Consider the following 18533-nt stretch of genomic DNA (forward strand, 5'->3'; position numbering starts at 1 on the left):
CGGAGGATGGCCCGGCGCCGGACCCCGAAGAACCGTCCCGACACCAGCGGCTGCCGCAGGGCCCGAAAGGCCGCGGCGAAGATGCACAAGAAGACCGTCCGGCAGCGGCAGGACACCGGCCGCAAGTGGGCCAAGCAGGTCGTACGGGACTTCGACCACCTAGCCGTGGAGGACTTCCGGCCGCGCTTCCTCGCGAAGACGACCATGGCCCGCAAGGCGGCCGACGCCGCGATCGGCGCCGTCAAGGCGGCTCTGGTCGAGATGGCCCGCAAGCACGGCCGGACYGTGCACCTGGTACACCCCGCGCACACCACCATGGACTGCGCACAGTGCGGAGCGAGAGCCAAGCACGCACTCCCCCTCTCCGAGAGAACGTATACGTGCACCGCGTGTGGAGCGGTGTCCCCCAGGGACAAGAACTCCGCCCGCGTGATGCTCGTCCGGGCTGGTCTCAACCCGGCTGGTGCTGATCTTGTAAGACCTGCCCCCTGCCAGGGGCCAGGCGAAGTGAGCCAGGAATCCCTCTCGTTCACGAGGGGGAGGAGTCAATCAGTGTTGTTGAGACCTGAGTGAAGGGTGTGACCTGTGGTGCTGGAGATACGCCAGGCGGATCAGTCGGACCGGGACGCGGTGGCGCGGCTGCTGGACGAGGCCTTCCGCCGCGACCCGGTGAGCTGCTGGGTCTTCCCCGATCCGGAGCACCGGGCCGCCGTGCACGGCCGCTTCCTCGGCGTCTTCGTGGACGTGGCGCTCGCGGAGGGCCGGATCGACTACGCGGCGGACGGCTCGGCGGCGGCGCTGTGGCTGCGGATCCCGGCGGACGACCCGGAGGCGGAGCCCGTCGAGGACGAGGTCCCGGCGAAGATGCGGGCGGTCGCCGATCCCGGCAACGAGCGCTGCGAGCTGGTGGGCCGGCTCACGGGCGCGGTGCACCCCACCGCGGAGGAGCACGAGTACCTGCTGATGATCGCGGTGGCGCCGGGGCGGCAGGGCGAGGGGCTGGGCACGGAGCTGATCCGGCCGGTCCTGGAGCGCTGCGACCGCGAGGGCGTCCCGGCGTACCTGGAGGCGAGCAGCGAGCGCAGCCGCGCGCTCTACGAGCGGCTCGGCTGGGAGTTCACGGGCGAGGCGGTGCGGCTGCCGGACGGGCCGCTGATGTGGCCGATGTGGCGCAAGCCGCTGGGCTGAGGCGCGGATCCCGAGGGGCAGCTGGCCGATGAGATCGACGAGTGCATCGTCAAGACGTACCCGGTCGTCGTGGGGACCGGCATGCCGATGTCCCGGGCGGGCTTCGGGGGCCGTCCGCTGGAGCTGACCGGCTGCACCGCCCTCGGCGGCGGCCAGGTCATCACCTCGTACGACGTCAAGCGCTGAACCGCGCCGTCCGCGCGGAACCGGCCTACCGTGGAGGTATGGCCGGTGAACAGCAACAGCGGGTGCGTGGGACGGTGGCCCCGCGGGCCGGGCACGAGCAGCTGACGTGCCAGGCCTGCGGGCACGCCGTCGACACCCTGCTGAGACGACGCAAGTCCCTCGGCATCTTCGTGCCTGAGTGGAGTCCGGGTCCCTGCCGGAACCCGGACTGCACGCGGTACGCCGCCGGGGGCTAGCCCTTGGTGTCCATGCCCGAGGCGACCAGGCCGTTGGCCCACAGCTGGTTCACGCGCGAGCGCTCGGTGCTGTTCGGGTAGGGGTTCGTGCACGAGGTGCCCGGACCGCCGCCCGACATCAGTTCGCTGCACGGCCCCGAGTAGTGGTCCGGCAGGCCCAGCACGTGACCGGTCTCGTGCGCCGTCACGCGGGTGGAGTCGTACTGCTGGTTCTGGGCGTAGTCGAGGAAGATGTAACCCCGTCCGTGCCCGTCGGTGCTCGCGTACGAACCGCGGGAGTCGTTGCCCTCGTAGTACGAGAAGTTCCCGCCGGAGGACACCTCCTGGAGCTTCACGTTGGACACCGAGCCGTTCCATATCTGGGTGGAACGGGAGATCACGCTGCGGAAGCTCGGCGCGTTGCGGGTGTTGTAGGTGACGGTGACGGACAGCAGACCGGGGTTGGCGGCGCGCTGCTCGGCGACCGAGCGCTTCACGGCCTCGAAGAAGGCGCTGTTGGCGGCCTGGTTCTCCGCGGAACGCTCGTACGCGGCGTAACTGGCCGGGTTGCCGGCCGGGGCGTTCGCCGCCGTGGCCGTGGGGACCACGCCGCCGAGGGCCGCGGCGATGCCGAGGCCGATGGTCGCGGACAGCGTGATCCTGCGGGAGTGGCGCATGTGGGGGGCTCCTACTCAGCCGGTGCGGTGGGGGGTGGATGGGTCGTCCGGTACCGGAGTCTGCGGGAGCCGAAGGGGCCCGGGGATGATGTCAGCACCCGATAGCGCCGGCCTATCGGGAAGTTTTCGACAGGGCGACTGGCGTGAGAATGGCGGGATTCGGGGGGCTATAGGTGGCTGGTGCGGTCCGTCGGCCGCCCCCTACCCTCGGGACATGGAGCTTGAGGTCAGGCACCTGCGGGCGCTGTGCGCCATCGCCGACGCCGGCAGCCTGCACAAGGCGGCGCGGCAACTCGGCGTGAGCCAGCCCTCGCTGACGACCCAGCTGCGCCGGATCGAACGGGCCCTGGACGGCGAGCTGTTCCTGCGGGAGCGCACCGGCTGCCGGCCGACGCCGTTCGGGCGCACGGTGCTCGGCCGGGCCCGGCCCCTGCTCGCGGAGATGGCCGCGCTGGTCGCCGAGGCCCGCGCGGCGGCGCACGGACCCCGGCTGAGGCTCGGTTCGACCGCGAGCCGCGCCCTGCCGGGGTGGCTGCGGCGGCTGCACCGGCGCGCGCCCGACACGGAGACCTCGCTGGTCGTCGACGTCTCGGCCAACGCGCTGCTGCGGATGGTGGCCGCCGGGCAGCTGGACGTGGCCTTCGTCCACGAGGTCGAGGGCTGCCCGCTGCGGGTGCCGGAGGGGCTCCAGCTGCACGTGCTGATGGAGCGCGAGCCGCAGTTCGTGTCCATGGCGCGGGACCACCCCGCCGCGCGGTCGTCGGTGGTGGAGTTACAGGACCTGGCCCGCGACCGCTGGACCGTCGACCCTTCCGTCGACGGCGAATGGGACGGGCTGCGCAGGGTCTTCGCCGGGGCCGGCCTCGATCCGCCCGTGCTGCACGCCGACTACCACACCGCCACCTCGCTGATCATCTCCGGCGAGGCGGTCGCGCCCTGCCAGCCGACGTCGGGGCCCCGGGACGACATGGCCATCCGGCCCCTGTCGGGGGACCCGCTCGCGGTACGGCTGCTCCTCGCCACCCGGCCGGGGGCGCACGCGGAGGTCTACGAGGACCTCCGCGCGGCCTATCGCGAGGCGGCGTTGCGCACGCCGCCGTACCGGGCCTGGCTGCGCCACCACGCGAGCCCCCTCCTGGCGGCCTGAACCCCCGGCCCCGCCCCGGCCGGGGTATCGGCCGGTGCGGCCCGGGACGGCGCCCACCGGGCGGCAGTCGTCCGGGGTGTGGCTCCGTACCGCGGTGTCGTCCAGGGCGGCCGTGCCGGACGCCTTGAAGACGCCGCCGCCCTCGGCGGTGCCGTGCGGGCGGTCGCCGCGGTGCGGGTGACCTTGGCGTGGGCCGCCCTCGGGGTGCTCCCGCCGGTGACCTCGGGCAGCCCGTCGGCGGGTTCCCCGCGTCCGGCTCCGTCGGCCGGTTCGCGCACCCGGGAGCCGGCCGGAGCGTGTCCGCACCCGCCGACGCCCTGGCCGCCCGGATGGCGGCGGAGACCTCCACGACCGGGCACGGCACCCGTGCGGCGCGGTCGCCCGCGTGCGCGGCCGGGCGGCCCGCTCGCATGATCCGTTCGGGCGTCGGCGCCGGGCGAACCGCTCCGGACGCGGGATGCCGCGCAGGTGCTTGACTTCACCCTGCCGCGATATATCGTGTTCTACAGAAGACGCGATATGTTGCGTGCGTCAGCCCACGAGGAGGAGCAGCACCATGGCAGAGCAGATGACGTGGTCCGTCGCCGCACCGCAGAAGCTCACCTTCGAGCAGCCGGTGACCGACCTGCGCGTCCGTGTGGTCGGCGGCACGGTCAACGTGGTGGCCGCCGCCGACGCGGGGCCGGCGCGGCTGGAGGTCGCCGAGGTCGACGGGCCGCCCCTGCACGTGGTCCAGGAGGACGGCACCCTCACCCTGTCCTACGAGGACCTCCCCTGGAACGGTTCCCAGGGCTTCAAGAAGTGGTTCGAGGGCAAGCCGTGGAAGGCCTGGAAGGGCGCCTCCGAGGACGGCCGCAAGGCCTGGGAGCGCAGTGTGGCCGTGACGCTGACCCTGCCGGCCGGCACCCACGTGCAACTGGCCACCGTCAGCGCCACCGTCTTCGTCTCCGGCATCGCGGGCGGCACCGAGGTCAACGGGGTCTCCGGCGACGCGACCCTCGTCGGGCTGTCCGGCCGGGTCAAGGCGCACACCGTCTCCGGCAGCGTCGAGGCCCAGTCCCTGACCGGCGAGCTCGGCTTCCACTCCGTCTCCGGCGGCCTGACGGTGGTCGACGGCTTCGGCGGCACCGTACGGGCCGACTCGGTCAGCGGCGACATGCTCATCGACCTCGCCCCCGACCCGGCCGCTCCCAAGCCGGTGGAGATCTTCCTCAACTCCGTCTCCGGCGAGGTGGCGATCCGCCTGCCGCACCCCGCCGACGCCAAGGTGGAGGCCAACACCGCCACCGGCGGGGTCTCCAACGCCTTCGAGGACCTGCGGGTCTCCGGGCAGCTCGGCGCCAAGCGGATCACCGGCACGCTCGGCACGGGTGCCGGCACCCTGCGGGCGACGACCGTCTCCGGGGCCATCGCCCTGCTGCGCCGCCCGCAGGCCGACGCGGACGCCCCCCTCCGGCTCGACAAGAAGGTGCTCTGACATGCCGCCCGTCTTCGCCCACGGCCGACTCCGCCTCTACCTGCTCAAGCTCCTGGACGAGGCGCCCCGCCACGGGTACGAGGTGATCCGCCTGCTGGAGGAGCGCTTCCAGGGCCTGTACGCCCCGTCCGCGGGCACCGTCTACCCGCGGCTGGCGAAGCTGGAGGCGGAGGGACTCGTCACGTACGCGACCGAAGGCGGGCGCAAGGTGTACTCCATCACCGAGGCGGGCCGGGCCGAACTGGCCGACCGCGGCGGTGAACTGGCCGACCTGGAGCTGGAGATCCGCGACTCCGTCTCCGAGCTGGCCGCCGAGATCCGCGACGACGTCCGGGGCGCCGCCGGCGACCTGCGGCGCGAGATGCGGGCCGCCGCCTCCGCCACGGCCACCCAGGTCGACGACGAGTCCTGGAAGGCCGCCAAGGAGGAGCTCCGCAAGGCGAGGCAGGAGTGGAAGGAACAGGCCCGCCGGGCGAAGGACGAGAGCCGCCGGGCCCGTGAGGAGGCCCAGCAGGCCCGCCGCCAGGCCAAGGAGGCCCAGGAGCGGGCCCGCGAGGAGGTCCAGCGGATCGCCGCCCAGCTCCAGGAGCAGTTCGCCAAGCCCGGCGGGGTCTTCGGGAGCCTCGCCGGAGCCTGGCTCGGCGGAGGATCCGCGGGCACCGCCCCCACCGAATCGGCCGGTGCCCCGGGACCCTCGGGCGCCGGCTGGGCCGAGGACCTCGCGCCCACCGCCGACCCGGCGCGGGACCTGGACCGGCTGCTGGACCGCTTCCGCGACGATGTCCGCGACGCGGCGCGCGACCACGGCGTGACGCCCGCCCAGCTGGTCGAGGCCCGGGCCCACCTGGCCGCGGCCGCCGCCCGCATCGAGGCCGGGCTGCGGCCGGGCGCGTAGGGGAGGGTCAGGCCGCCAGGCCCGTCTCGGCCGCGGCGTAGGTGATCCCGTGGTCAGCGAGGACCTCGGAGACCGTGCCCGGCCGGGACAGCAGGGCCAGCAGCAGGTGCAGGGTGCCGATGTGGTCGTCGTGGCGGCCCAGGGCGATGCGCAGGGACTGCTCCAGCACCTTCTTCGCGTCCCCGGCGAAGCGGACGCGGTCGCCCGCTTCCGGGCCGCGGCGGCGCAGCGGGAGGATGCGGCGCCGGCGCGGCGGCGGGGCCGCGAGGGCGCCCGCGCCGTGGGTCTCCTCGATGCGGGCGACGATCTCGCCGAGATCGATGCCGAGTCCCGCGAGGGCCTGCTCGTCGGCCTTGGACATCCCGCCCCGCCGCCGGGACTCGGCGAGCCGGGCCCGTACGGACTCCCGGTCCACGCCGAGCGGGTCCAGGGCGCCGAGGCCCATGAGGGAGAGCAGCAGGTGCTCCTCGGTGACCGTGGCGGCGCCGGCCTGCCGGGCCTCGTCCAGTGCGCCCTTCACGGTGGCGCGGGCGTCCCGGGTGAAGCGTTCGAACATCACAGCCTCCCGTACTTCTTGTGTACGGCCTGCCGGCTGACGCCCAGCTCGGCCGCGATCTCCTGCCAGGACCAGCCCTGCGCGCGGGCACTGCGCACCTGTACGGCCTCCAGCTGCTCCAGCAGCCTGCGGAGGGCGGCCACGGCGTGCAGGCCCACGCGAGGGTCCTGGTCTCCGGCCCGTTCTGCGAGGTCGGTGGCTTCCGTCATGCATGTCAATCTAGGTTGACAGGGGAGGGCTGTCAACCCAGATTGACAAGCGCGTGTGCCGTCGGGGCGCTCAGGTGGTGAGGACGATCTTGCCGAAGAGGTCGCCCGCCTCCAGCTTCTCGAAACCCTCGCGCGCGCGGTCGAGCGGCAGCACCTCGTCGATGACGGGCCGCACGCCGGTGGCGGCGCAGAAGGACAGCAGGTCCTCCAGCTCGTCCTTCGAGCCCATGGTGGAACCGACCACCTTGAGCTCCAGGAAGAAGATCCGGGTCAGCTCGGCGTGCGCCGGCCGGTCGCCACTGGTGGCGCCCGAGATGACCAGGGTCCCGCCCGGTCGCAGGGACTTGACCGAGTGCGACCAGGTGGCGGCCCCCACCGTCTCGATGACCGCGTCCACCCGCTGCGGCAGCCGGGCGCCGGGCTCGAACGCCTCCAGGGCGCCCAGCTCCACCGCCCGCTTGCGCTTGGACTCGTCGCGGCTGGTGGCGAAGACCCGCAGGCCGGCCGCGCGGCCCAGGACGATCGCGGCGGTGGCGACCCCTCCGCCCGCGCCCTGGACGAGGACGGAGTCGCCGGGGCGCACCCCGGCGTTGGTGAAGAGCATCCGGTAGGCCGTCAGCCAGGCCGTCGGCATGCAGGCGGCCTCCGCGAAGGAGAGCTCGGCGGGCTTGCGCAGCACGTTCCAGGCGGGGACGGTGACCTGCTCGGCGAAGGTCCCCTGGTAGCGCTCGGTCAGGATCGAGCGCGGCTCGTCGGGGCCGACGCCGTGGCCGCTCTGGCCGATCACGGAGTGCAGGACGACCTCGTTGCCGTCCTGGTCGGTTCCGGCGGCGTCGCAGCCGAGGATCATCGGCAGTTTGTCCTGGTCCAGGCCGACTCCGCGCAGCGACCACAGGTCGTGGTGGTTGAGGGAGGCGGCGCGGACGTTCACGGTCACCCAGCCGGGGCGGGCCTCGGGTGCCGGGCGGTCGCCCAGTACAAGGCCGTTCAGCGGCTGGTCTCGGTCGATTCGGGCGGCATAGGCAGCGAACATGCGGCCAGAGGCTACCGGTCGGTAGACCCGTCTGACCAGAGGCCGAGGCGTGTCGCCACGCCGGAGCGGAAGGCGCGCTTCCTCCCTCAAGTTCCCTCCGTACCAGGCGGTTTGTCCGGTGGATAGGACTAACCGGAACGTCGGGAGAGGGGCTGGATCGAGGTAGGATTCAAGCCATGCGGCGCGCTCGTCATGAGCCTGTCATTCTCGTCGCCTTCTCGCTTTGCGTTCCCGCGCTCTCTCGCGTGCCCGGCAAGGAAAGACGGAACGACCCCTCCCGGTTCGGGGGCCGGGAGGGTGCGTTCTGCGAGGGAACGACGCGCACGCGAAGAGGCCCGGCCGGATCATCCCGGCCGGGCCTCTGCGCGTAGGGCTCAACGTGGCGTTCAGGCCAGGCGGGCCACTCCGTCGGCCTTCGCCGCCGCGGCGACCGCGGCCGTGACGGCCTCGGCGACGCGCGCGTCGAACGGCGAGGGGATCACGTAGTCGGCGGCGAGCTCGTCACCCACGACACCGGCGATGGCGTCGGCGGCGGCGATCTTCATGCCCTCGGTGATCCGGGTCGCGCGCACCTTCAGGGCGCCCGCGAAGATGCCGGGGAAGGCCAGCACGTTGTTGATCTGGTTCGGGAAGTCCGAACGGCCCGTGGCCACGACCGCCGCGTACTTGTGCGCGACGTCGGGGTGGACCTCCGKGTTCGGGTTGGCCATGGCGAAGACGAAGGAGTTCTTCGCCATCGTGGCCACGGCCTCCTCGCCGACCGTGCCGCCGGAGACGCCGATGAAGACGTCCGCGCCCGCGAGGGCCTCCTCCAGCGTGCCGTTCAGACCCGTCTTGTTGGTCAGGCCCGCGATCTCCGCCTTGACGTCCGTCAGGTCGGAGCGGTCCGCCGAGACGACGCCCTTGCGGTCGGCGACGCAGACGTCGCCGATGCCCGCGTCCACGAGGATCTTGGCGATGGCGATGCCCGCCGCGCCGGCACCAGCGATCACGGCGCGCAGGTCGCCGAGGGTGCGGCCGGTGAGCTTCGCCGCGTTGCGCAGGGCGGCCAGCGTCACGATCGCCGTGCCGTGCTGGTCGTCGTGGAAGATCGGGATGTCCAGCGCCTCCTGGAGGCGGCGCTCGATCTCGAAGCAGCGGGGCGCGGAGATGTCCTCCAGGTTGACCCCGCCGAAGGACGGTGCGAGGCGGATGACCGTCTCGATGATCTCGTCCGTGTCCTTGGTGGCGAGCGCGATCGGAACCGCGTCCACTCCACCGAACTGCTTGAACAGAATCGCCTTGCCCTCCATCACGGGGAGGGAGGCCTCGGGACCGATGTCACCGAGTCCGAGCACGGCCGTACCGTCGGTGACGACGGCGACCACGTTCGACTTCCAGGTGTACTCGTTCACGAGTTCGGGCTGTTCGGCGATGGCGGTGCACACCTTCGCCACGCCGGGGGTGTACGCCAGGGACAGGTCGTCCTTGTCGTTCACCGGCACCGTGGCCTGGATGGCCATCTTGCCGCCCCGGTGCAGCGCGAACACCGCGTCGGGGTTGTTGTCCGTCGCACTGTCACTGCGAGGGTTGACGATCTCCGCTGCCACTTCGTGYGACCCCTTAAGTCCTTTGAATCGTTGAGGGTGGCCACTCCTGGTTAAGGGGTGGGCGGGCACCGCGTCCGTACTCCGCGTCGGCGGTTGGCCCGCCTCCGCGAAGGGGAGGTTCGTACGCGCGGGCGCGCCGCACGCGCGCCCTGAGCCCCGGATGAGGGGTGTAAGGATCTGTTCTACCCGAAGAACGTGTGCCCAGACGAGTCGATTCCCGCTCAACTGTAGGCCGCTTGTCCTGTTTTTGGCTAAAAGTCCAAACCTCTCTGTCCAATGGGTGAGACGCGCCGCAAATAGTGAGGGCAAAAGGGCTGGTCACGGCGATTTGTGCGGCTCCGAGGGGCCTTGCCCGCAGTCCTGTTGGGTAGTCGGGCGCGCCCGTTATCTGATTTTGACCTGATGGGCAGCCTGAATGCGTCAGTCCGAATGGCAAGATGCCGTAATCACACAAGGTCGCGACACTCGATGGTGCGTGTGCGACCTCTTCCGGATGCTTTTCCACCCCTGTCGGAGGAACCAGCCCATGACCGCAAGCACCACCCGTCGTACGACCGCCGCCCGGTCCCGGATCGCCGCGGTCGGCGCGATCGCGGTCGCCGGCGCCCTGATCCTCACCGGCTGTGGCGACCAGACGGACAAGGGCTCCTCGACCCCCTCGGGCAAGACCGACAACAGCGCCCCGCTGTTCTCGAAGCTCCCGAAGAAGATCCAGGACGCCGGTGTCATCAAGGTCGGCTCCGACACGGCCTACGCGCCGATGGAGTTCGTCGACAACGGCAAGATCGTCGGTGTCGACCCCGACATCGCCGACGCGCTCGGCAAGCAGCTCGGTGTGAAGTTCCAGTTCACCTCCGGCACCTTCGACGGTCTGATCACCTCCCTGGAGACCGGCCGCCAGGACGTGGCGATCTCCTCGATCACCGACAACAAGAAGCGCCAGGAGGGCCTGGACGACAAGGGTCAGAAGATCGGTAAGGGTGTCGACTTCGTCGACTACTTCTCCTCCGGCGTCTCCCTGATCCTCAAGAAGGGCAACCCGGACAACATCAAGTCCCTCGACGACCTGTGCGGCAAGACGGTCGCCGTCCAGCGCGGCACGATCTACGAGGACACCTTCAAGGCGCAGGCCGAGAAGTGCGGTGACAAGAAGCTCACCATCGAGGCCTTCGACACCGACGCCGAGGCCCAGACCCGCGTCAAGGCCGGCGGCGCCGTGGCCGACCTGAACGACTACCCGGTCGCCGCGTACATCGCGAAGACCTCGGGCGGCGGCAACGACTTCGAGGTCGGCGGCCAGCAGTCCGACGTCGGCCTCTTCGGCATCGCGGTCTCCAAGGACAACGCCCAGCTGCGCGACGCGCTCAAGGAAGCCCTCGACGCCAGCATCAAGGACGGCTCCTACGCCAAGGCCCTGGAGAAGTGGAACGTCCAGGGCAGTGCCGTGCAGTCCGCCACGATCAACGCGGGCAAGTAAGTCCGAGCGCTCCACTGAAGGGCAGTCATTGTGACTGACAAGATCGACAAGGGTCCGGCCGCGACACCGCCGGCCGGGCCCGGCGCCTCGGGCACCACCCCCTACGAGGCCATCAAGGCAATCCCCGTACGGCACTACGGCCGCTGGATCAGCGCTGTGGTCGTCGCCGTACTCCTCGGGTGGCTCGTCTACGCCTTCTCCCAGGGCAAGATCATCTGGGCGACGGTCGGCGACAAGCTGTTCGACCCCGCCGTGATCGCGGGCATGGGCAACACCATCATCATCAGCATCTCGTCCATGGCGCTGGGCCTCGTGCTCGGCATCCTGTTCGCGGTGATGCGCCTGTCGAAGAACCCGGTCACGAGCTTCGTGTCCTGGCTCTACATCTGGTTCTTCCGCGGCACCCCGGTCTACGTGCAGCTCCTGGTCTGGTTCAGCCTCCCGCTGATCTTCCAGTACATCAACCTGGGGCCGATCTACAAGAACGAGACCGTCGACGTCATGACGCCGTTCATGGTCGCCCTGCTGGGCCTCGGCCTGAACGAGGGCGCCTACATGGCGGAGATCGTCCGCGCGGGCATCCAGTCCGTCGACGAGGGCCAGAGCGAGGCCTCGCACGCGCTCGGCATGACCCAGACGCAGACCATGCGCCGGATCGTGCTCCCGCAGGCGATGCGCGTGATCATCCCGCCGACCGGCAACGAGTTCATCAACATGCTGAAGACCTCCTCCCTGGTCTCGGCGGTGCAGTACACCGAACTCCTGCGGGCCAGCTCCAACATCGGCAGCACCGCCGGCGCGGTCATGGAGATGTTCTTCGTCGCGTCCATCTGGTACCTGGCGCTGACCAGCGTGTTCAGCGTCGGCCAGTACTACCTGGAGCGCCGTTACGCCCGCGGCTCGCTGCGCAGCCTGCCCCCCACCCCGTTCGAGCGGCTCAAGGCCAACCTGAACATGTTCCGCCGTACGGAGGTGGCGAAGTGACCGCCCAGCCGATGGTCAAGGCCGAAGGCGTCCACAAGTCGTACGGCGCCGCACACATCCTGCGGGGCATCGACCTGGAGGTCGCCCCCCGTGAGGTCTTCTGCCTGGTCGGTCCGTCCGGCTCCGGCAAGTCCACCTTCCTGCGGTGCATCAACCACCTGGAGCGCATCAACGCCGGCCGGCTCTCGGTCGACGGCCAGCTGGTCGGGTACAAGCAGAAGGGCGACAAGCTCTACGAGCTGAAGGACAGCGAGGTCGCGGCCCAGCGCCGGGACATCGGCATGGTCTTCCAGCGCTTCAACCTCTTCCCGCACATGACGGCCATCGAGAACGTCATGGAAGCCCCGGTCATGGTCAAGGGCGAGTCCAAGGCGGTGGCCCGCGAGCGGGCGATCAAGCTCCTGGACCGCGTCGGCCTCGGCGAMAAGGGCGGGAACTACCCGACCCAGCTCTCCGGCGGTCAGCAGCAGCGCGTGGCGATCGCCCGCGCGCTGGCCATGGAGCCGAAGCTGATGCTCTTCGACGAGCCCACCTCGGCGCTCGACCCGGAGCTGGTCGGTGACGTCCTCGACGTCATGCGGGACCTGGCCGAATCGGGTATGACCATGATCGTGGTGACCCACGAGATGGGCTTCGCCCGCGAGGTCGGCGACAACCTCGTGTTCATGGACGGCGGCGTCGTGGTCGAGTCCGGCCACCCGCGCGAGGTCCTGGGCAACCCGCAGCACGACCGGACGAAGGCGTTCCTGTCCAAGGTGCTGTAACTCCAAGGTGCTGTAACCGCGACACGCGTGAGGGGCGGTACGGATTCCCGTACCGCCCCTTCGTCGTGCCCGGCGCCGGTTCGAAGTCCCTACCTCAGACCTAGGACCAGTGCGTCCGAGGGGGAGCGCCAGACCGTGCGGGCCTCGGCGAAGCCGGCCTCGCGCAGGGTCCGCGCGTGCCAGGCCTCGTTCGGGGTGTCGCCGTCCGCGTGCTCCCCGTAGATCTCGAACCGGGCCGCCGTGGCCTGCGCCAGGGCCGGGTCGGCCGCGGCCAGGGCCCACCATTCGCGCCAGTCCGGGACGCCCAGGGCGCGGGCCCGGTCCATGCCGGCGTGCCGGTGGGCGTGCTCGGCGGCGTCGATGCGCGGGGTGGCGGGGTCGGGCATGTGGTCGGCGTTCATGAAGACCCCGCCCGGGCGGACCAGCGGGGCGATCCGCCCGTACAGGACGGCCAGGTCGTCGCTGGGGAGCCAGTGCAGCGCGGTCGCGGTCAGGACCGCGTCGTAGGACTCGTGGGGGAGGGCCGCGGGCCAGTCGGGGTCCTTGAGGTCGGCGGTGACGAAGGTGACCCGGTCGTCGCCCGCGAAGTGGCCCCGGGCGATCGTCAGCAGCGCGGGGTCGAGATCGAGCCCCGTACTGGAGGCTTCCGGGAACCGCTTGAGGAGCCTGTCCGTGATACTTCCCGTACCGCACGCGAGATCCAGTACCCGGGGGGCGGGGCCGACCAGCGCTTCCACCATGTCCAGCATGACCCGGAACCGTTCCTCGCGGTCGGGCATGTACCACTCCTGCTGCCGGTCCCAGCTGTCCTGCCAGGCCTGCCAGTCCGTACCGAACGAGCCGGTCGCCGTATCCGTCATCGAGAACCCCTCCGTACGTAATACCCTCGAACCAGTACCAGCCGTTACCGCGGCCGCTGCTGACACTAATCCGCATCCGTAAGGACTACAAGTGGAACTGGCCCATTACTCGGACTATGCCGTGCGCCTGGTCAACACCGAGGAGCCGGCCCGCAACAAGGACGCGCTCACCTCGGTGGACGACGTCCGCGCCCTCTTCGGCGCCAGCGTGCAGATGGCCCGCCGGGTCACCGACACTGACGTCACGCGCTTCCGCAACGTGCGCGGCCGGCTGCGCGCCGTCTTCGAGGCCGCCGACGGCGGCGACCACGTCCTCGCCGTCGACCTGCTGAACTCCCTGCTCATGGAGTTCCCCGTCAGCCCCCAGGTCTCCGGCCACGAGCTGGTCGGCCCGGACGGCCGCCCCGACTGGCACATCCACCTCGCCGAGCACCCCTCCAACGCCTCCGCCGGCTACGCCGCGATGGCGGCGATGGGCCTGGCCTTCGCCCTCACCGAGCACGGCCCCGACCGCCTGGGCCTGTGCCAGGCGCCGCCCTGCCGCAACGCCTACCTCGACACCTCCACCAACCGCTCCCGGCGCTACTGCTCCGACCGCTGCGCCACCCGCGCCAACGTCGCCGCCTACCGCGCCCGCAAGCGGCTGGAGGCCGAGGAGTCCGCACGCACCGGCCGCACCGCCGAGGCCGCCCAGGACAGCCACGCCCTCAGCGAGCGCTGACCGTCCGGGCGCGGCCGCAGCCGCAGCCGGGCCACCGCCAGCACCAGCTCCTCGGGGACCGCGCCGTAGTCGGTGCTGTCCCCGGTCTCGTTGAAGGGGTTGTCGCCGAGCATCCACCAGCCGCCCGGCCGGCGCTCGGCCGCCCGCTTCACCACCAGCAGGTCCTGCTGCAGCGGATGGCGGAAGACCACCACGTCACCCGGCCGGACCAGCGCCTCGTACCGGACCACCAGCCGGTCCCCGTCCGCCAGGGTCGGGGCCATCGACGGGCCCGTCACCTCGGTGATGCCGATGCGCCCCCGTGTGCGCCTGTTCTCCGTCATGTCCGGCCTCCTCGTCCTCCCCGCATGCTGCCGTACGGGCCCGTACGTTCGCTCACCACTCCTCGACCGCCCCTGGACTTTTGTCCTAAGCCCATGGGGGCGCCCGCGATTTCCGGTTTCTCAGCGAGTAATCTCCACCTTTGAGAAGACGATCACGAGGAGGACCCACTCCATGCTTTCCCGCTTCTTCGCCCCCAAGGTGAAGGTCTCCGCCCACTGCGACCTGCCCTGCGGCGTGTACGACCCGGCCCAGGCCCGTATCGAGGCCGAGTCCGTCAAGGCCGTCCAGGAGAAGTACCAGGCCAACGAGGACGCGGACTTCCGCGCGCGTGCCATCACCATCAAGGAGCAGCGCGCCGAGCTCGCGAAGCACCACGTGTCGGTGCTCTGGAGCGACTACTTCAAGCCCCCGCACTTCGAGAAGTACCCGCAGCTGCACACCCTGGTCAACGACACCCTGAAGGCCCTCTCGGCCGCCAAGGCGTCGAACGACCCGGCGACCGGGGCGAAGGCCCTGGAGCTCATCGCCGAGATCGACCGCATCTTCTGGGAGACCAAGGCCGCCTGATCCAGGCCCAGCCCGTCCCCGGTACGACCGAGGGGCCCGACCGCACGCGGTCGGGCCCCTCGGTCGTACCGGCGGCGGCGCGGCGCGGACCGTTCCAGGTCCGCGCCCCTCCCGCGCCCCTCCCGCGCCTACTCCTCGTCCTCGTCCTCGTCGTCCAGGCGGGCCAGCCAGGTCGCCAGGCGTTCCACCGGGACCTCGAAGTCCGGGTTCAGGTCGACGAAGGTGCGCAGCTGCTCGGCCAGCCACTCGAAGGTGACCTCCTCCTCGCCGCGCCGCTTCTCCAGCTCCTCGATGCCGCGATCGGTGAAGTACAAGTCGGGCTCCGTGCGTGTGGTGATGGGGGTGTTTCCCGCCAGGATAAGCCGGGTCCCGGCGACACCTCCCGCTCGTCCCGCCGGCGGCGCTAGCGTGGACGTCCCGGTGGGGCGAGCGGGGGACGGGGGTCACGGGATGCCTGATGGGCGCACGGCCGGCCCCGCACGCGCCTTCGAGCTCCTGGAGCCCTTGGTCCGGGCCGCCACGGTACGCGTCCACGCGCCCCCGGGCGGGTATGAGAACCCCGGCAACGACTGGACCGGACCCACGTGGGGGAGCGGCTTCTTCATCGCCCCCGGCTGGGTCCTGACGTGCGCGCACGTGGTCGGCGAAGGGGGTGCTGCGGTGCGTCTGGCGGGGCGTGAGGTCGGCATCAGCTTCTCCTCCGGACCGGGTCCGGGATCGGGCTCCGGCCCGCCGGGCCCGTGGGCCGACGCGGGCATCGGGACGGTCACCGGGCGCGTGGAGTGCGTCCTGCCCGAACGGCTGGAGGAACGGCGGCCCGGCCGGCGCGCCCTGTGGGACCTGCCCGACCTGGCGCTCGTCCGGGTGCTCTCGCCGATCTCCCACGCCTGCGTGTGGCTGACCGACCGGGCCGGACCCCGGCTGGAGGAGGCCGCGTACTTCGGCTGCACCGAGGAACTCGGCATCCGCGAGATCACCGGCCGCACCACCCGGCTGCGGGGCACCGCCGCGGGCGGCGCCGCGATCCGCCTCGGCGACGAGGACGAGATCGAGGCCGGCATGTCCGGCGGGCCCGTGGTGGACCTGGCGCGCGGAGAGGTCATCGGCGTGGTCAAGGCCCGGCGGCACGGCGGCGGGGGCGGGCTGGCCGTGTCCGTGGACCGGCTGCGGACCCTGCCGATGGCCGCGACCGGACAGACCGGCCTGTACCGCAGGGTCATGCAGGCCCACGACCTCTACCACTACGACCGCCACGTCAGCGACCTCGACAGCCGCCGGACCTGGACCGACGTGCACGACGAGCTCGCCGCCGCGGACGGGGACCCGTACGGCGGGCGCCGGCGGCTCACCCCCGGCGAACGCACCACCCTGTGCGGGCTGCTCGCCGAACTGCCGCCGCCCGGCTCCTCGGAGGCCGTACGCGAGCTGGCCGAGCAGGCCCGGGGCGAGGAGCCCGACACCGCCCTGCCGGCCCCGCTCAGCTGGCGCGACGGGCTCGGGCTGCTCCACGACCCGCCGGGCGCGGGCGGGGAGGCCGCCGCGGTCCTCCGGTACGCCACCGACGTGAGCGTGGCCGACCACCGCGAGCCCCCGGCGCCGGGGGCCGACGAGGAACTGTGGGACTGGGTCCGCGCCACCGCGGAACGGCTGTGGCGTCCGCTGCGGCGCGAACTCGCCGAGCGGCACGAGCGCGGCCTCGCCGAGCGGGAGCGGCGCCGGCGCGCCGCCGTGGGCCGGGCCGCGCACGGACCGGTCCGCCGGGACCGGGCACTGCCCGCCGGGCCCTCGGTGCTGCTGGAGGTGTGGGCGCACGGCTGGGAGGACGTCTACGACTGGCGGGTCTCGGTGCTCGCCGGACCGGCCCGCCCCGGCCGGGTCACCCCGGTGGACGCGGGCGTACGGGAGACCCTCGCCGCGCTGCCGGAGGCACTGCGGGCCCCGCTCGCCGAGGGCTTCCGCCGGTGCGACACGCACGAGTCGGCCGCGCTCCTCGAAGTGGCCGTGGCGCCCGGCCTGTTCGGGCTCGCCGTGGACACCTGGACGGTGTCCGGCGGGGTGCCGGTCGGCGTGCAGCGGCCGGTGGTGTTCCGCCTCCCGCCGGGACAGGCCGGGGAGGCGGCCGGCCCGCGCTGGGCCCGCGTGCAGGCCGGCCCGCTCCTGGACCAGCGCGCCGACTGCGTGCGGGGGCGGCCCCGCAGCCCCTCGCCGGAGTGGCCGGCGGCGCTGGCCGACAACACCGTGCCGGTGCTCTGCCGGGCACCGGGCGCCGAACCGACCCTGGGCGCGCTGCACGTGCTGCGGGACGCGGGCTACGGGGTGGTGGTGTGCCGGCGGCCCCCGGCCGACCCCGGGGCGTCCTGCGCGCCCTACCACCGGGGAGTCCGGGAGGAACTGGCCGAGGCGGGCCGGGGCGCGGTGCTGCCGCTGCGCGTCCAGGCGCTGCGCGGGCGGGCGTACGGGGCGGATCCCGACGCCTACTGGGCGGCCGGGCTGGCCCTCGTGTGGGAGGACCCGGCGCGGGCCCTGCCCGAGGACGAGCCGTTGCAGGGGGATCTGTGAACCGGCGGGCCGCCGGCCGGCGGGAGGGGCACCGGCGGAGCGGGAGCCGGTGCGGGCGAGTCGCGTTGCGTGGGAGGGGACGGCCGTGAACGACGAATGGCTCATCTACCGGGGCGTGGGCGAACCCCACGACGGGATCGGGGCGCTGCCCGATCCGCCGCCGTGGCGGGACTTCGACGGCGGCCCCGTCGAACCGCCCGGCGGGGCGGCCGCCACCGCCGACGACAACGTGGCGCGCCGCCTCGGCGCCCACCGGCAGGCCGCCGAACTGCACCGGCCCGAGCCGGAGGAGCTGGAGGCCGTCAACGCGGCGCTCTACCTGCGCAGGCCGCTGCTGGTCACCGGCTACCCCGGCACCGGGAAGTCCACCCTCGCGCACGCCGTCGCCCACGAGCTGGGGCTCGGCCGGGTGCTGCGCTGGCCCGTGGTGTCGCGGACCGTGCTCCAGGAGGGGCTCTACCGCTACGACGCGCTGGCCCGGCTCCAGGACGTGCAGATCGCCGCCGGCGGGGGCGGCGGCGGGGCCGGGGCCGGGGGGATCGGGAAGTACATCAGGCTGGGGCCGCTGGGCACGGCGCTGCTGCCCACCGAGCGGCCGCGCGTCCTGCTGATCGACGAGCTCGACAAGAGCGACATCGACCTGCCGAACGACCTCCTGAACGTCCTGGAGGAAGGCGAGTTCACCCTGCCGGAACTGGAACGGGTCGCCGACTCCGAGCCGGAGGTGCGGGTGCTCACCGACGACGGGGCGAGGGTGACCGTCCGGGACGGGCGGGTGCGCTGCCGGGCCTTCCCGTTCATCATCCTGACCAGCAACGGCGAACGGGACTTCCCGGCGGCGCTGCTGCGCCGGTGCATCCAGCTCAAGCTGGGGCAGCCGGGGGAGAAGCGGCTGGCCACCATGGTCCGGGCGCACCTGGGGGAGGACGCCGCCCGGCTGGGCGCCGACCTGATCCGGGAGTTCCTCAGCCGCTCGCGCTCCGAGCTCGTCGCCGCCGACCAGCTGCTCAACGCCATCTACCTGACGCACTACGCCGCCCCGCCCACCCGGGAGGACCTCGCGGACCTGCTCATCCAGCGCCTCGACCGTCCGAGGTGAGGGCCC

The 18533-nt window shown here is 72.2% G+C and carries 20 protein-coding genes; 12 read left to right on the plus strand and 8 right to left on the minus strand.

The annotated features are described in order from the left end of the window. Both AB4039_RS18315 and AB4039_RS18320 read left to right on the plus strand, forming a co-directional pair. On the plus strand, window positions 1–573 hold a 573-nt coding region (locus tag AB4039_RS18315; protein ID WP_442271210.1), incomplete at its 5' end, for an RNA-guided endonuclease TnpB family protein. A gap of 12 nt (window positions 574–585) precedes the next feature. Then, a complete protein-coding gene (locus tag AB4039_RS18320; RefSeq protein ID WP_266842223.1) occupies window positions 586–1188 on the plus strand; it encodes a GNAT family N-acetyltransferase in 603 nt (200 codons plus the stop codon). A 418-nt stretch (window positions 1189–1606) separates the two neighbouring features. On the opposite strand, the gene snpA is transcribed toward AB4039_RS18320, so the two are convergent. Further along, on the minus strand, window positions 1607–2266 hold the full coding sequence (snpA, locus tag AB4039_RS18325; RefSeq protein ID WP_266842225.1) for a snapalysin: 660 nt from the start codon (window positions 2264–2266) through the stop codon (window positions 1607–1609). A 214-nt stretch (window positions 2267–2480) separates the two neighbouring features. Between snpA and AB4039_RS18330 the strand changes: the two genes are divergently transcribed. The 3 genes from AB4039_RS18330 (at window position 2481) to AB4039_RS18340 (ending at window position 5785) form a co-directional block, all read left to right on the plus strand. Further along, complete coding sequence (locus tag AB4039_RS18330) at window positions 2481–3413, plus strand: LysR family transcriptional regulator (RefSeq protein WP_266842226.1); 933 nt, start codon at window positions 2481–2483, stop codon at window positions 3411–3413. A 556-nt stretch (window positions 3414–3969) separates the two neighbouring features. Continuing rightward, window positions 3970–4890: a DUF4097 family beta strand repeat-containing protein gene (locus AB4039_RS18335; RefSeq protein WP_266842227.1), complete on the plus strand. Its 921-nt coding sequence runs from the start codon at window positions 3970–3972 to the stop codon at window positions 4888–4890. A 1-nt stretch (window position 4891) separates the two neighbouring features. Then, window positions 4892–5785, plus strand: a complete 894-nt coding sequence (locus AB4039_RS18340) for a helix-turn-helix transcriptional regulator (protein ID WP_266842228.1) — start codon at window positions 4892–4894, stop codon at window positions 5783–5785. Window positions 5786–5792: 7 nt separating this feature from the next. On the opposite strand, the gene AB4039_RS18345 is transcribed toward AB4039_RS18340, so the two are convergent. The 4 genes from AB4039_RS18345 to AB4039_RS18360 form a co-directional block, all read right to left on the minus strand. Then, window positions 5793–6341 carry a Clp protease N-terminal domain-containing protein gene (locus tag AB4039_RS18345; RefSeq protein ID WP_266842229.1) on the minus strand — a complete coding sequence of 183 codons (549 nt, stop codon included), beginning with the start codon at window positions 6339–6341 and terminating at the stop codon, window positions 5793–5795. Continuing rightward, window positions 6341–6550, minus strand: coding sequence for a helix-turn-helix domain-containing protein (locus AB4039_RS18350; RefSeq protein WP_030225748.1), 210 nt, complete (start codon window positions 6548–6550; stop codon window positions 6341–6343). The genes AB4039_RS18345 and AB4039_RS18350 overlap by 1 nt, the downstream gene beginning before the upstream one ends. Window positions 6551–6620: 70 nt before the next feature. Then, window positions 6621–7583 carry a zinc-binding dehydrogenase gene (locus AB4039_RS18355; RefSeq protein WP_266842230.1) on the minus strand — a complete coding sequence of 321 codons (963 nt, stop codon included), beginning with the start codon at window positions 7581–7583 and terminating at the stop codon, window positions 6621–6623. Window positions 7584–7969: 386 nt separating this feature from the next. Then, window positions 7970–9172 (minus strand): NAD(P)-dependent malic enzyme, encoded by a 1203-nt coding sequence (locus AB4039_RS18360; RefSeq protein ID WP_442271211.1) that lies wholly within the window; start codon window positions 9170–9172, stop codon window positions 7970–7972. A 526-nt stretch (window positions 9173–9698) separates the two neighbouring features. Between AB4039_RS18360 and AB4039_RS18365 the strand changes: the two genes are divergently transcribed. The 3 genes from AB4039_RS18365 to AB4039_RS18375 are packed head-to-tail and all read left to right on the plus strand — an operon-like array spanning window position 9699 to window position 12397. Beyond that, window positions 9699–10649 (plus strand): ABC transporter substrate-binding protein, encoded by a 951-nt coding sequence (locus AB4039_RS18365; RefSeq protein ID WP_266842232.1) that lies wholly within the window; start codon window positions 9699–9701, stop codon window positions 10647–10649. Between the two features lie 30 nt (window positions 10650–10679). Then, entirely contained in the window at window positions 10680–11633 is a 954-nt protein-coding gene (locus AB4039_RS18370; RefSeq protein ID WP_266842233.1) for an amino acid ABC transporter permease, read from the plus strand. A gap of 11 nt (window positions 11634–11644) precedes the next feature. Beyond that, the gene (locus AB4039_RS18375; RefSeq protein ID WP_442271228.1) at window positions 11645–12397 is read left to right on the plus strand and encodes an amino acid ABC transporter ATP-binding protein; all 753 of its coding nucleotides are present in this window, start codon (window positions 11645–11647) and stop codon (window positions 12395–12397) included. 89 nt (window positions 12398–12486) lie between these two features. Here AB4039_RS18375 and AB4039_RS18380 read toward each other — a convergent pair whose 3' ends face one another. Next, a complete protein-coding gene (locus tag AB4039_RS18380) occupies window positions 12487–13257 on the minus strand; it encodes a methyltransferase domain-containing protein (RefSeq protein WP_442271212.1) in 771 nt (256 codons plus the stop codon). Between the two features lie 91 nt (window positions 13258–13348). Between AB4039_RS18380 and AB4039_RS18385 the strand changes: the two genes are divergently transcribed. Further along, on the plus strand, window positions 13349–13978 hold the full coding sequence (locus tag AB4039_RS18385) for a CGNR zinc finger domain-containing protein (protein WP_266842235.1): 630 nt from the start codon (window positions 13349–13351) through the stop codon (window positions 13976–13978). On the opposite strand, the gene sodX is transcribed toward AB4039_RS18385, so the two are convergent. Next, window positions 13882–14301 (minus strand): nickel-type superoxide dismutase maturation protease, encoded by a 420-nt coding sequence (sodX, locus tag AB4039_RS18390; protein ID WP_266842236.1) that lies wholly within the window; start codon window positions 14299–14301, stop codon window positions 13882–13884. The two genes, AB4039_RS18385 and sodX, sit on opposite strands and share 97 nt — an antisense overlap. A 172-nt stretch (window positions 14302–14473) precedes the next feature. Here sodX and sodN point away from each other — a divergent pair, with 172 nt between their 5' ends. Next, complete coding sequence (gene sodN / locus AB4039_RS18395) at window positions 14474–14869, plus strand: superoxide dismutase, Ni (RefSeq protein ID WP_007266490.1); 396 nt, start codon at window positions 14474–14476, stop codon at window positions 14867–14869. A 128-nt stretch (window positions 14870–14997) separates the two neighbouring features. On the opposite strand, the gene AB4039_RS18400 is transcribed toward sodN, so the two are convergent. Beyond that, window positions 14998–15183 (minus strand): DUF6104 family protein, encoded by a 186-nt coding sequence (locus AB4039_RS18400; RefSeq protein WP_030190019.1) that lies wholly within the window; start codon window positions 15181–15183, stop codon window positions 14998–15000. A 136-nt stretch (window positions 15184–15319) separates the two neighbouring features. On the opposite strand from AB4039_RS18400, the gene AB4039_RS18405 reads away from it, so the two are divergent. Both AB4039_RS18405 and AB4039_RS18410 read left to right on the plus strand, forming a co-directional pair. Beyond that, window positions 15320–17428, plus strand: coding sequence for a VMAP-C domain-containing protein (locus tag AB4039_RS18405; RefSeq protein ID WP_266842237.1), 2109 nt, complete (start codon window positions 15320–15322; stop codon window positions 17426–17428). An 85-nt stretch (window positions 17429–17513) separates the two neighbouring features. Beyond that, a complete protein-coding gene (locus tag AB4039_RS18410; protein ID WP_266842238.1) occupies window positions 17514–18527 on the plus strand; it encodes an AAA family ATPase in 1014 nt (337 codons plus the stop codon). Window positions 18528–18533 lie beyond the last annotated feature (6 nt).

The organism is Streptomyces sp. M-16 (assembly GCF_052114405.1).
Lineage (GTDB): Bacteria > Actinomycetota > Actinomycetes > Streptomycetales > Streptomycetaceae > Streptomyces.

What these genes read in the sequence shown, in the direction of transcription:
- AB4039_RS18345 (WP_266842229.1), bottom strand. Translation starts at nt 6,341, where the DNA reads ATGTTCGAACGCTTCACCCGGGACGCCCGCGCCACCGTGAAGGGCGCA.
- sodN (WP_007266490.1), top strand. Translation starts at nt 14,474, where the DNA reads ATGCTTTCCCGCTTCTTCGCCCCCAAGGTGAAGGTCTCCGCCCACTGC.
- AB4039_RS18405 (WP_266842237.1), top strand. Translation starts at nt 15,320, where the DNA reads ATGCCTGATGGGCGCACGGCCGGCCCCGCACGCGCCTTCGAGCTCCTG.
- AB4039_RS18335 (WP_266842227.1), top strand. Translation starts at nt 3,970, where the DNA reads ATGGCAGAGCAGATGACGTGGTCCGTCGCCGCACCGCAGAAGCTCACC.
- AB4039_RS18350 (WP_030225748.1), bottom strand. Translation starts at nt 6,550, where the DNA reads ATGACGGAAGCCACCGACCTCGCAGAACGGGCCGGAGACCAGGACCCT.
- sodX (WP_266842236.1), bottom strand. Translation starts at nt 14,301, where the DNA reads ATGACGGAGAACAGGCGCACACGGGGGCGCATCGGCATCACCGAGGTG.
- AB4039_RS18355 (WP_266842230.1), bottom strand. Translation starts at nt 7,583, where the DNA reads ATGTTCGCTGCCTATGCCGCCCGAATCGACCGAGACCAGCCGCTGAAC.
- AB4039_RS18330 (WP_266842226.1), top strand. Translation starts at nt 2,481, where the DNA reads ATGGAGCTTGAGGTCAGGCACCTGCGGGCGCTGTGCGCCATCGCCGAC.
- AB4039_RS18380 (WP_442271212.1), bottom strand. Translation starts at nt 13,257, where the DNA reads ATGACGGATACGGCGACCGGCTCGTTCGGTACGGACTGGCAGGCCTGG.
- AB4039_RS18365 (WP_266842232.1), top strand. Translation starts at nt 9,699, where the DNA reads ATGACCGCAAGCACCACCCGTCGTACGACCGCCGCCCGGTCCCGGATC.
- AB4039_RS18340 (WP_266842228.1), top strand. Translation starts at nt 4,892, where the DNA reads ATGCCGCCCGTCTTCGCCCACGGCCGACTCCGCCTCTACCTGCTCAAG.
- snpA (WP_266842225.1), bottom strand. Translation starts at nt 2,266, where the DNA reads ATGCGCCACTCCCGCAGGATCACGCTGTCCGCGACCATCGGCCTCGGC.